General features: G+C 62.7%; 12 protein-coding genes. 7 read left to right on the forward strand and 5 right to left on the reverse strand.

Annotated elements, in window-relative coordinates; translation table 11 throughout:
* Positions 1–107 precede the first annotated feature (107 nt).
* From NOF53_RS10140 to dnaA, 5 genes are all read right to left on the reverse strand, one after another.
* Positions 108–668 (reverse strand): DUF721 family protein, encoded by a 561-nt coding sequence (locus NOF53_RS10140; RefSeq protein ID WP_255967858.1) that lies wholly within the window; start codon positions 666–668, stop codon positions 108–110.
* Positions 665–1921: a DNA replication/repair protein RecF gene (gene recF / locus NOF53_RS10145; RefSeq protein WP_255967860.1), complete on the reverse strand. Its 1257-nt coding sequence runs from the start codon at positions 1919–1921 to the stop codon at positions 665–667. The genes NOF53_RS10140 and recF overlap by 4 nt, the downstream gene beginning before the upstream one ends.
* The gene (gene gnd / locus NOF53_RS10150) at positions 1922–2899 is read right to left on the reverse strand and encodes a phosphogluconate dehydrogenase (NAD(+)-dependent, decarboxylating) (protein ID WP_255968154.1); all 978 of its coding nucleotides are present in this window, start codon (positions 2897–2899) and stop codon (positions 1922–1924) included.
* Complete coding sequence (gene dnaN / locus NOF53_RS10155) at positions 2896–4080, reverse strand: DNA polymerase III subunit beta (RefSeq protein ID WP_255967862.1); 1185 nt, start codon at positions 4078–4080, stop codon at positions 2896–2898. The genes gnd and dnaN overlap by 4 nt, the downstream gene beginning before the upstream one ends.
* A 646-nt stretch (positions 4081–4726) precedes the next feature.
* Positions 4727–6313, reverse strand: a complete 1587-nt coding sequence (gene dnaA / locus NOF53_RS10160) for a chromosomal replication initiator protein DnaA (protein WP_255967864.1) — start codon at positions 6311–6313, stop codon at positions 4727–4729.
* Between the two features lie 706 nt (positions 6314–7019).
* On the opposite strand from dnaA, the gene rpmH reads away from it, so the two are divergent.
* The 7 genes from rpmH to rsmG all read left to right on the forward strand — a co-directional run bounded on the left by rpmH (position 7020) and on the right by rsmG (position 12393).
* A complete protein-coding gene (gene rpmH / locus NOF53_RS10165; protein WP_005263481.1) occupies positions 7020–7163 on the forward strand; it encodes a 50S ribosomal protein L34 in 144 nt (47 codons plus the stop codon).
* A 27-nt stretch (positions 7164–7190) separates the two neighbouring features.
* Complete coding sequence (rnpA, locus tag NOF53_RS10170; RefSeq protein WP_255967867.1) at positions 7191–7556, forward strand: ribonuclease P protein component; 366 nt, start codon at positions 7191–7193, stop codon at positions 7554–7556.
* Between the two features lie 6 nt (positions 7557–7562).
* Entirely contained in the window at positions 7563–7940 is a 378-nt protein-coding gene (yidD, locus tag NOF53_RS10175) for a membrane protein insertion efficiency factor YidD (protein WP_255967869.1), read from the forward strand.
* Between the two features lie 4 nt (positions 7941–7944).
* Positions 7945–9054 carry a membrane protein insertase YidC gene (gene yidC / locus NOF53_RS10180; protein ID WP_255967871.1) on the forward strand — a complete coding sequence of 370 codons (1110 nt, stop codon included), beginning with the start codon at positions 7945–7947 and terminating at the stop codon, positions 9052–9054.
* Between the two features lie 19 nt (positions 9055–9073).
* Entirely contained in the window at positions 9074–9628 is a 555-nt protein-coding gene (locus tag NOF53_RS10185; RefSeq protein WP_255967873.1) for a Jag family protein, read from the forward strand.
* Between the two features lie 515 nt (positions 9629–10143).
* Positions 10144–10323: a hypothetical protein gene (locus NOF53_RS10190; RefSeq protein ID WP_255967875.1), complete on the forward strand. Its 180-nt coding sequence runs from the start codon at positions 10144–10146 to the stop codon at positions 10321–10323.
* 1386 nt (positions 10324–11709) lie between these two features.
* Entirely contained in the window at positions 11710–12393 is a 684-nt protein-coding gene (gene rsmG / locus NOF53_RS10195) for a 16S rRNA (guanine(527)-N(7))-methyltransferase RsmG (protein WP_255967877.1), read from the forward strand.
* Positions 12394–12431: the final 38 nt, after the last annotated feature.

The raw sequence follows: 12431 nt of genomic DNA on the forward strand, positions 1-12431 counted from the left end.
CACCACTGCGCCACGCATGGGTCGATGTGGCACAGTTCACTCAACAACTTGGAGTAACTGTAACACTGAGTATCAGATACGACCAGCGGTCGTTGGGCAGAATCGAGTCAGCCGTACGTATCCCTCGGTCCGCGGCCACGCACGTGTCGTTCGCCCTTCCGCCAGCTCGGAGCAGACGGACCGGTGATGCGCAGTGACTTCACGACCCCATCACCGACGGCCGCGGCAATCTTCGCGAGAATGTGTGATTGCATCATCCGAAGCTGAGTTGCCCACGCAGTCGACTCCGCGGACACGCTCAAGATTCCGTCCCGAAGCCCGGTTGGCTCGGCGTGCGAGGCAATGTCCTCACCGACAACCTGCGTCCACCGGCCGAGGACCGTCCCCTCCGACACCTTGGGTGCCCATCCCCGTTGTTTCGCGAGCGCACTGGTCAGCGCGCCGAACGGCTGTGGATCGCGATCGTCTGGGCCCGGACCCGACCACCCACGCCGGCGCCGGGCACGCAGGCTCCGAACCCCCGTCCCGGAACGCCGGCCCTGACCGACAGATTTACCGCTCGCCTTCGCGGCCGCCCGCGCCTCCTCGAGCGCACGTCGGGCGAGGTCGACTCCCTTCAACTCCGGTTCCGGAGCCTCCGCAGGGGTGGGATCAGGACCCTCCGTCATGAAGGGACTCCTTCCACTCGTCCGTCACGAGGGGACTCCTTCCACTCGTCCGTAATGTGCGAGATGCGTCCTCGCTCCGTGTCGCGGGCCTCCACACCGAACCGGACGGCATCTAGTTCTGCGGGAACGTCCTCCGGTACGGCAGCGGTGATGAGTACCTGTTCGGCGTCCACGGCGACGCGGGCCAGCGCGCTGCGACGACGCCGATCCAGCTCGGCAAACACATCGTCCAACATCAGAACCGGATCACTGCCATCCGATCGCAGCAACCCGAACGCCCCTAGGCGCAGCGACAGTGCGAACGACCAGGACTCCCCGTGGCTCGCGAACCCCTTGGCCGGTGTGTCACCAAGTTGCAATTCGAGATCGTCGCGATGAGGTCCGACCAGACACACACCCCGTTCGATCTCCTTCGACCGCATGACCGACAGCTCGTACAGGAATCGTTCCTCGAGAAAAGCGATGTCGTCGGATGCGGCTCCACGTGACGGGTCGGTGAATTCAGGCGGCAGGGACGAAGCGAGGCTCGAGCGGTAGCGGATACTCGCCGGCCTCGATTCGGGAGCGAGGGACCGGTACGACTCCGCCAGATGCGGGGCGAGGTCGTGCACGAGTTGTAACCGCCCGGCAAGCAGTTGAGCGCCGTGCTCGGCAAGATGCCCATCCCAGACTTCCAGCGTCGCAAGCGCGCTCGCGCCGTCCTCACTCGTGGAAGATCCGCTGCGCGACACCCGCCTCAACGCCCCACCGGCGGTTTTCAGTAGTGCCGAGCGTTGCCGCAGAACCCTGTCGTAGTCGGCACGTACCGCGGCCATCCGCGGGATCCGCGAGGTGAGGAGTTCGTCGAGATAGCGCCGCCGATCTCCCGGGTCACCGCGGACCAGGGAGAGATCCTCGGGGGCGAACAACACCGTCTGCAGGATCCCCAGAATCTCGCGCGGTCGGCGGGTCGGCGATCGATTGATCCGGCCCTTGTTCGACTTACCTTCGATCAGTTCGACGTCCACAGTCAGTTCCCGACCGGCGTTGACGACGGTTGCGCCCGCGAATGCCTGTCCCGTACCCGTCCTGATCAGCGGGGCATCCGAACTCACTCGATGCGAAGACAGGGTGGACAGATAGCCCAGTGCCTCGAGCACGTTCGTCTTGCCGTGCCCGTTGGGACCGACGAAGACGGTGCACCCCGGACGCAAGTCGAGGCTCAGTGCGTCCCAGGACCGGAAGTCTCTGAGCGAGAATGCGCGGACGAACACCTATGTTCCAGAACCGATTTCCGGCTCGCCTGCGGCCTTTTTCACGGCATGGCCACCGAACTGATTGCGCAGCGCGGATACCGCTTTCATGGCCGGAGAATCGTCCTGCCGCGAAGCGAAACGTGCGAACAGCGCCGCGGAGATCACGGGTGCCGGAACGGCATGGTTGATCGCTTCCTGCACCGTCCAGCGGCCCTCACCGGAATCCGCTGTGTACCCGGAGATCTCGGCGAAATCAGGGTCGTCGCCCAGCGCCTTGACCAGAAGTTCGAGCAACCACGACCGCACGACGGTGCCCTTGGTCCAGGCGCGGAGAACACCGTGGACGTCAGTGACCAGCTCTTCAGCCTCGAGCAGTTCGTATCCCTCGGCGTACGCCTGCATCAGGCCGTATTCGATGCCGTTGTGAATCATCTTCGCGTAGTGGCCGGCGCCGACAGGACCTGCGTGGACGAAGCCGTCAGCACGTTCGCCTTCGGGGCGAAGCGCATCGAAGAGAGGAAGTGCGCGTGCGACATCGGCTTCGGCGCCACCGACCATCAGCCCATAACCGTTCTCGAGTCCCCAGACCCCACCGGACACACCGCAGTCCAGGTAGCCGATGCCCCTGGACGCCAGCATGTCACCGTGCACACGGTCGTCGCTGTATCTCGAGTTCCCACCGTCGATGACCAGGTCCCCGGACTCGAGCACGGTCGACAGCTCCGTCACGGTGTCCTGGGTGATCTTTCCCGCCGGAACCATCACCCACACGACGCGCGGAGACTCGAGTCGCTGCGCGAGTTCCGTGAGGGATGCCACGTCGGTGACCTCAGGACGTGGGTCGTAGCCGATTACCTCGTGACCGCGTGCGCGCAGACGCTCGCGCATGTTGAATCCCATTTTTCCGAGTCCGACCAACCCGACCTGCATCGCGATCTCCGTCCGCTCGTGAGATTTCTTCCGACAGTGGACCTTCCGCTTCCGGTGACGCGTCAGCCCGGAAGTCGGACCGGCATCAGCAGGTAGGTGTACGCACTTTCGGGCGCCGAGAAGCTGCCGGACTCGTCCGGCTCGATCTCCTCTTCGGTAGCGGGGCGCAGCACTGCGGGACGGCTCGGTGCCGTGAAACCGAACAGCACCTCTTCACTGTGGAGCGACGACAGACCGTCGATCAGGTAACCGGGGTTGAAGGCAATGGTCAGCGGCTCCCCGCGGAACACGGCGTTGAGGCCTTCCTCGGCACGGCCCGCATCGTCACCACCCGCTGAGAGAAGAAGCCCCTCGGCAGAGAACTGGAGCCGAACCTGGGCGCCACGCTCCGCAACCAACGCCACACGCTTGATGGCCTCGACTAGGGGGGCGATCTCTACGGTGGCCATCGCGGTGTGCTCGGACGGCAGGAGCTGGCGGAACTTCGGGAACTCGGCGTCGAGGAGGCGGGTTGTGGTGCGGCGGCCGTCGTTGACGATGCCCAGGAGGCCGTCATTGCCCACGGCCGAGCCGGAACCGAGAGCGAGCTCGACGGGCGAAGTGGCATCTCCGGCAAGCGTTTTCGCCGACTCGGACAGAGTCTTGGCGGGGATGAGGACGGCGGCCGACGTGTCGGGATTGGTGGGCGACCACTCGAGTTGACGCACCGCGAGACGGAACCTGTCGGTAGCCGCGAGCACAATCGTGCTCTTCTCGATTTCGACACGAATGCCTGTCAGCATCGGAAGGGTGTCGTCCCGCCCGGCAGCCACAGCTACCTGGCTGATCGCCTCGGAGAAGAGGTCCGCGGGGATCGAGCCTGTTTGCTGGGGAAGCTGGGGAAGCTGCGGATAGTCCTCGACCGGCATGGTGGGCAGGGAGAACTTGGCACTTCCACAGGCAATCAGAACCCGCGTGCCTTCGAGGGTCACATCCACCGGCTTGTTGGGAAGTGCCTTCGTGATGTCAGCCAGCAATTTGCCGGACACCAGGACTTGACCCGTACTGCCGACCTCTGCGGCGACCCGCACCTGGGCCGACACCTCGTAGTCGAATCCGGAAACCGTCAACCCTTGCTCGGTTGCATCAAGGAGAACCCCGCCGAGAACCGGGACAGGAGGTCGCGACGGCAGACTGCGAGCGACCCATGCCACTGAATCAGCGAATTCTTCCCGGGAGACGCGAAACTTCAGGCTTCCAAGCTCCATCGCCGGGTTGTTCCTCTCGGTAGCACGGTTGGTCGGCACGGTCGAGCCGTGACCACTGGCACTGCAGTCTTTCACAGAGCGGCGATGCATAACCGTAAGCCCTCGAGGGCGAACTTGAAAGCGGAACGTCGCGGTCCTCGAGTCTCCGGTGGGGCCTGTGAACCGACTTGATCCCCAACCCTGTTTTGAAAGAGTTTCTTAGAAGAAATATTCAGAAGTACTATTAGGTCCTGTGGAATCTGTGGACGAACGGCCTTAGACGCTGGTTGGTCCGTGTGGCGCTATGGGGAATTCTCGAGGACAAACTCGAGGACCAATCGGGCGGCCGTGTGGACTACTCGAGGTTGTCCAAAGTTCTGCACGCTCTGTCCACAGAGAATCCACGTCATCCCCACACTTATCCACAGGTGTGAATGCTTTCTTCCAGGTCCCGGCCTCGGCGTGTTGCTCCGGTGTGTCGCGCTGCCGCGCGGTGCGCCTACCCTCGAGTACCCCCTCGAGCAACCCCTCGAGGGCGACCTCGAGGACTGGCTCGAGGGCCCCCTCGAGTGGTCTGTGGCCCGTCCGTAGTCGCCGGCCGGTCCCCACGACGACTCGTGCCCCGGCAGTCGAACTACCGGGGCACGAGGAGTGACGGTGCGGCGATCTACCGCTTTGAGCGCTGCTTGATGCGGGCCGTGAGCTCCTGGACCTGGTCGTAGACCTTCCGGCGCTCGGTCATCTCCTTGCGGATCTTCTTGTCCGCGTACATGACGGTGGTGTGGTCGCGGCCGAACGTCTGACCGATCTTCGGCAAGGAGAGGTCGGTCAGCTCGCGGCACAGGTACATGGATATCTGGCGTGCCTGAGCCAGTGGACGGGCCTTGCCCGGTCCACACAGGTCGTCGATGGACATGTTGAAGTACTCGGCCGTCACCGCCATGATCGTCGCCGCATTGATCTCGAGACTCGACGAATCCGGCATCAGATCACGCAGAACCACTTCGGCCAGCGTGAGGTCCAGGGGCTGCCTGTTCAGGGATGCAAAAGCAGTCACCCTGATGAGTGCGCCCTCGAGTTCCCGGATGTTCCGCTCGATCCGGCTGGCGATCAACTCGAGGACATCGTCGGGCACCTCGAGCCGGTCCATGCGAGCCTTCTTGCTGAGGATCGCGATTCGGGTCTCGAGTTCGGGTGGCTGGACGTCGGTGATCAGGCCCCACTCGAAGCGGGTGCGCAGACGTTCCTCCAGCGTGGCCAGCTGTTTCGGCGGGCGGTCGGACGACACGACGATCTGCTTGTTCGCATTGTGCAGCGTATTGAAGGTGTGGAAGAACTCCTCCTGGATTCCTTCCTTGCCCTCGATGAACTGGATGTCGTCGACCAGCAGCACGTCGGTCTCACGGTAGCGGCGTTTGAACGCCACCTTGCGGTCGTCGCGGAGGCTGTTGATGAAGTCGTTCGTGAACTCTTCGGTCGAGACGTACTTGACCCGCATCCCCGGGAAGAGACGTTGCGCATAGTGACCGGCCGCGTGCAGCAGGTGCGTCTTACCGAGGCCTGACGCCCCCCACACGAACAGCGGGTTGTAGGCACGGGCAGGGGCCTCTGCGATGGCAACGGCGGCCGCATGGGCGAAGCGGTTGGACGAGCCGATGACGAAGGTGTCGAACGTGTACTTCGCGTTGAGGCTGTTGCCACCCGTCGCTGTGGGTGCGGGTCCCGCCGGTGGCTTCGTGAAGTAGGACGGCCACGACTCGTGGACGCTGGCAAGCGCCTCGCTGTCGTCGTCGACCTCTTCGAAGTCCGTCGTGTCCGAGTAGGGCTGATCTTCGCCGGAACCGAATCGGCGACGGCGGTACGTGCCTGAGCTGGTGGCCGAGGTCTCGAGATGTCGGGGATTACGTCGCTGTTCCGGGTCCGGTCGGTGATCCCGGGGAGGCGGGTCGGCGTCGGGTTCGTTCTCGACCGGTGCTGCGATACGAACGCCGAGACCCTCAACTTGTTCGCCGAGGTGCCGGCCGAGGGCGTGGAGGATCGGTTCACGCAGATCCCGTTCGATCGCTTCCTGTGCGAATGGGGACGGAACCGAGAGAAGAGCGAACCCCTGCGCCAGCGTCAAAGGCTTGACGAGTGCCAACCATGCCTTCTGGCCACGCGTCAACGGTGGCAGGTCGCCGCCGGGTGAATCGGACGTGAGATCAGCAACGACGTCGATCCAGATCCGTGCGAGCGCATTCGGATCCTCGTTCACGTGGTTCCTCCCCAGTTTGTCGAGATGTCGGTGCCGTCGCCGAGGTGGAATTGGGCGTTCCCCGACCTGAGGATGGACCCCGTACGGACCTACGAATATGCCATCTGAACTGTGTTTCCACACAATTATCCACAGATGTGGACAAACCAGGGACGACTGGTGCGAAGGCGTCGTTACGGGGCGAAAACGCCAGATTCAGCGCTCTGAGCTGCAGATATGCGCGCGAGACCTGGATGTGATGGGTGCACCCACCCGGGATGTGAAGTGCGTCAGTAACCCTCGGGGTGACCGTAGGCGGGACACCATCTGTGCCCTGTGGATGAATTGTGGTGAATGTGCAGATGAGAACGGTGAAGTCGAGAGCTGGGCACTCGATCAGGGTTCATCGGCGAGACCATGTCTAGACGCTAGCAACAGTGTCGGCAACCTCACAGCGGTTTGGCACATCAGAAGTTGGGGTGCAAGCATTTGTCGATCCTCGGCGTGTCGGTCGTCCGGTTCGCGGAGGAAGTGCAGGTGAGCGAGTTTGACCTGACCGGGAGTGATCAGTACTCTCGAACAGTCACCCTGTGGTGAGGTGGCGGTATCGTGCTGGCTTCAGTCCAGTGGCGATGCCGTGCATCACTTCTGGTTGACCACCTGAGTTTCCGACCATGTTAGATCCATGACGCCGGGAGGCGTCGATGAATTTCGAGGAGTGTTGACCGTGGCCAAGGGCAAGCGGACGTTCCAGCCGAACAACCGACGCCGCGCGCGCGTTCACGGCTTCCGTCTTCGTATGCGGACCCGTGCGGGTCGTGCAATCGTTTCGGCGCGTCGCCGTAAGGGCCGCGAATCCCTCACCGCCTGATCCCGATACTGGGTTCAGGAGCTCGGGGTGTTGCCTGAGCCGTACCGATTGCGTCGCCATTCAGACTTTTCGTTGACTGTGCGACGCGGTCGGCGGATGGGAAGACGCGACCTGGTTGTGCACGCATTCGACCGTGTGCAGACAGATGAGCTGGTGAGTAGCGGCGGTCCACGATTTGGACTCGTTGTGAGTAAGGCTGTCGGGCCGGCGGTGATTCGACATCGAGTCGCACGCCGGCTTCGTCATATCTGCATCGACCTGGTGGGCATTGTTCCGGCCACCACCGATGTGGTGATTCGAGCTCTTCCGGGGGCCGCGACAGCCAGTAGCCGGGATCTGGACAAGCAACTCCGTGCAGGTCTCTCCCGATTGGATCTTCTTGCGCATGAGTAACTTCGCATGAAAAGCGCATTCGACGAGGCGCGCGTCGGCGTGGTGGGTGATCACTCCCCAACGACGTCCACATTGAGGACGATCTATGCCCTGCCCGCGCGAACTCTCATCTTTTTCATCGAGTTGTACCGGACATATGTGTCGCCCTTGAGGTTGCCGACCTGCCGGTTCACACCCACCTGTAGTGAGTACGCAGTGCAAGCCCTGCGCACCCACGGGGTAATCAAAGGCCTGGTCTTGACGGTGGTCCGGTTAGCGAAATGTGCGCCCTGGCACCCTGGTGGGTGGGATCCCGTCCCCGGCGGGCCGGATTCGGTCCCTCATCAACATGCGGGTAGCCGTCATCACTGTCCGGTGAACGTGGACGAACAGAGGAGTACATAGAGCCGTGCTCGACTTCATTTACTATCCGGTGTCCGGGATCCTGTGGGTCTGGCACAAGATCTTCGGGGCAATTCCCTTCCTGGGACCGGACAGTGGCTTCACGTGGGCCCTCTCCGTCGTGTTCCTCGTCTTCACCCTGCGTGCCATCCTCTACAAGCCCTTCGTCAAGCAGGTGCGTACGACGCGACAGATGCAGGAACTGCAGCCGCAGATCAAGGCGCTGCAGAAGAAGTACGCAGGTGACCGCCAGCGCCAGGCCGTCGAGATGCAGAAGCTCCAGAAGGAGCACGGATTCAACCCGATCATGGGGTGTCTACCCGTGCTTGCTCAGGCGCCTGTCTTCATCGGCCTGTTCCACGTTCTTCGGTCGTTCAACCGCACCGGCACCGGTTTCGGGCAGCTCGGCATGTCGGTCGAGGACAACGCAAACACGCCGAACTACTTCTTCAGCGTCGAGGACGTCCAGTCCTTCCTGAGTGCACGGCTTTTCGGTGCTCCGATTTCGGCAGCGATCACCACCCCGGCGGATCAGCTCGAGGCGTTCGCGATCTACGGGCCGGTGCCGACCATGCTGAACATTGCGGCGGTCGCTATTCCGCTGATGGTGATCGCGAGCGTTGCGACGCACTTCAACTCACGTGCTTCCGTCGCTCGACAGAGTCCCGAGGCCGCCGCAAACCCGCAGTCCGCAATTATGAACAAGCTCGCGCTGTGGATTTTCCCGCTCGGCGTCCTTGTCGGTGGACCCTTCCTTCCCATTGCGATCCTTCTGTACTGGGTGAGTAACAACATCTGGACCTACGCGCAGCAGCACATCGTCTTCCGGAAGATCGACGCAGAAGAGGAAGAGAAGAAGCAGGCAGCGCTGGCTCGTCGAGCGGACAACGCCCCGAAGCCAGGTGCACGCCCCAATCTCTCGAAGAAGAAGAAGCCTGCGGCGGACGAGTCCTCGACGGAACCAGAGGTTGTCGACGGAGTGGTGGAAGACAACAGCTCCGATCAGTCGACTGGAACCGTGAGCGGTGACGGTTCACCGACGGGTACGTCGAAGCCGAAACCCGGGGCCCGACCTCAGACGAACCGCGGAAAGTCCCCTAAGCGCAAGCGGCGCTGATCCAGAAAAGAGAACGAGTATGGCTACTGAGCCCGACATCGCAGTGGACGGAGATGAGACAGACGTGACTGCTCCGACGCAGAACCCGGACACCGAGGTTGACTCCGATTCTGACGACTACCTGATCGAGGAAGGTGAGATCGCCGGTGATTACCTCGAGCAGCTCCTCGACGTTCTCGACTTCGACGGTGATATCGACCTCGACGTCGAAGGTGACCGTGCCGTTGTCAGCATCGACGGTGGTGACGATCTCACCAAGTTGGTCGGTCGCAAGGGCGAGGTGCTCGACGCGCTTCAGGAACTCACGCGACTTGCCGTGCAGCAGACGACGGGTGAACGCAGTCGGTTGATGCTGGACATCGCAGGGTGGCGTGCCGGGCGCCGCGCGGAACTCACGGAGTTGGGTGCGTCGGCGGCGCGCCGCGTGCTCGAGACCGGTGAGCGGGAGGAACTCACTCCGATGACCCCCTTCGAACGGAAGATTGTGCACGACGCCGTGGCCAAGGTCGCGGGTGTCTCCAGTGAAAGTGAGGGCGCCGAGCCGTCCCGGCGCGTAGTCGTCATCAAAGACTGACTCGGCACAGATCGCGCGGCGGGTCCTAGGAGTAATCCTGGGGCCCGCCTCCTTTTGGTTGAGCTTCTCCGAGCCAGGCAATCCGTGTCGGCTCTGGTTTCACGTGAAACACACCAGCCCCTCCCCTCCCCCGGCCGACTTTGGGGCGGCGGTGTTCTCCTGGTGTCCGCGACTCGATAGCACGCAACTTCGGTGCCGATCCGGACTCGCACGTCGGCCCACTTCAAAACCCAGAAGTCGAACATCAGCGCGGAGATATCTCTGCACGCAGTGCTGGGAAATGACCCAGGACCACAACTGACCCACTCGAGGCGTCGCCACGATCGGCTTACCGCGCGTTCCTCCCGCCGCGGCGAGTGCGCAGGCGATCCCCGGCAAGAACGTCCAATCCGAGTAGGCCGCAAGTTCCTCATCGAACGAACGATGCGCGATTTGTGGGGAGGCCGGTAGCGACCCGACCGATCAGGTAACTCGCCCGCGAGTCGAGCTGTGACACGGTCGGTCAGGACCGAGTTGTGCGCTCGAGCCACTGCTCGTACTCGCTCGCCCTCATCAATGCCGGCCCGCGCATCCTCCGTCTGGACGAGGCCCGCGAGACGTTCGTTCCCCGCGCAAGTTTGGCGTCCTCCGCCCGTTTCCGACTGATCATCCGACGGTTCCCCGACTCTCCGCTGCGGTCACCATTGCTGCCGTGAATACTTCCCGTCCGAGGCTTCAACCACATCTGGACGTCGGCACGGTTCAGGTTGTTCTCCCGGCATCAGCGGAGCCTTGGCGCCTCGCCCGCCCAACACGGGGAACGGGCCGCGGACATGATTGAGGTCGAGGTCGCGCATGCCCCGGTAGAGGCTCTCCTTCGGTGGCCTACCGCATCGAATTTCTGAGGCGCTGGGACAATGCTTCCAAGCGAATAGCAGAACGGTGGCCAAGCTGATCTCGTAGTCGTGGATCGCGAACACCTCACCCTGCTGGGCTTGGGCAACTCGCGTCGCTCCGCTTTCTGGCTTGCCGGTTGGGACCAGTGGACGACCCAGCGGTGGTGATGATGGCTTGATTGCGCCTTCATTCCTCATGATCGAGCAGGCCGATCCGATCCGTGGGCGCACATCCAGTGTTGCGGTCTGTGGGGTGCTCGGTCGCCCGCGATTGACGGTATCAACGCCAGGTGGCGCGGCAAGCAGTTGGCGGTTCCTCGGCGCGCTGGTGCCGCGCTTTCCAATCAGTTTTGTGAAATTCGGGGTTGATTTATGGCCATCCAACCACCCTCGGGCGTTTCGTCACTGTGATGATTATGGTCGGCCTGTGTTCCGATGCGTCAGCCGGTGAAGAGTGTCATCGTGCCGCCTCCGCTTGAATGCAGGTTCCCCGACTGGAGACTGACCGCCATGCCGCGCTGTCCGTAGAGACTATTGGGAACCCGCTTCGCCGCGTTGGACGCAACGGGCTTCAAAGACGAGCCGGGCCGACCCCAGGAGTGAATCGAGTCTCGGCGCCGGAAGGATTGCTGGCCACAAGTCTCGATATAGATGTTTCACGTGGAACCACCGAGTCGCCGACGTCAGCCGGTTGTCCGACTCATGCCCGACGAACCGTGCGCACTCTTCGCCATGGGCCTTCCTTCTTGATCGGCACTGAACACAGACGATCCATCTCTCCCTTCAAAGCACGTACTGGTGCCCCAGTTGGCGAGTCTCCACGAAGTCTCCCATTCGGGTCCCTGAGTTCGCGTCGGGAGACGCACGCGTCGGTGCTTGTTCCACGTGAAACACTGCCCTTCGTGCACGAGGGGACGTGGGGCACCCGCCACTACGAGCATGAGCGGTCTCAGTGACTCGATGCACGTGGAATGCCGATCGTGTTGCCCCCATCCGCCTCGCCCTGACCCGCGGAGCGAAGTGCCCGAGTGAGTACCTATTCGTGGAAATATGCGTACTCCTCGGCATCCCCTCCCCTCCCCCACCGGAACTACGGTCGGTCTGAAGTCTCTTCGGCGTTGCGGGCGAGGGTTAGGGGACGCAGTCGCGAGCGAGGGCGGATAATGGAGACGCTGAGTTTGTAGAAGACGAGCTCTTCGCGGGAGGATGTTTCACGTGGAACCGAATGGTGAGAAGCCGGCCGACTGGGATGAACAAGCGGCGGCGCGCCAAGTGTTCGGTGAACGATTCGACATTGCGGAGCGGTACTACAAGTCGCTCGCGACTGACGGCGTCGAGCGCGGGTTGATCGGTCCGCGTGAGGTGCCCCGTCTATGGGAGCGGCACCTTCTCAATTGTGCGGTAATCGGTGAGTTGATCGCCGAGGGTGAGTCCGTGGTCGACGTCGGGAGTGGAGCGGGATTGCCTGGCATCCCGTTGGCGATCGCGCGCCCTGATTTGCGGATCACTCTGGTCGAGCCCCTACTGCGGAGGTCGGTGTACCTTGCCGAGTTTGTAGAATCCAACGGTTTGGACGTGTTAGTCGTTCGTGGCCGGGCTGAAGAGTCGGGGGTCGTGAAGGAAGCCGGTGGCGCCGATGTCGTCACGTCCCGGGCGGTGGCGCCGTTGGAGAAGTTGGCGAAGTGGTCGCTGCCGTTAATCCACGAGCATGGGAGAATGCTTGCACTGAAGGGTTCGAGCGCGGCCGACGAGATCGCCCGCGACCGCGCCTCTCTGACTCGGCTGGGTGCTGGCAAGCTTGACATCGTGGAATGTGGAGTGGGTCTTCTTCCAGTTCCTACCGTGGTGGTTCGGGCAGAGCGCGTGCCGAAACGCCGTCAGCGCCGATGAAACACTCGGGCGACGGATACGGAGTGAGTATGTCGAGT

Origin of the sequence: Rhodococcus tibetensis, from assembly GCF_024438035.1 — a bacterium.
Lineage (GTDB): Bacteria > Actinomycetota > Actinomycetes > Mycobacteriales > Mycobacteriaceae > Rhodococcus_F > Rhodococcus_F tibetensis.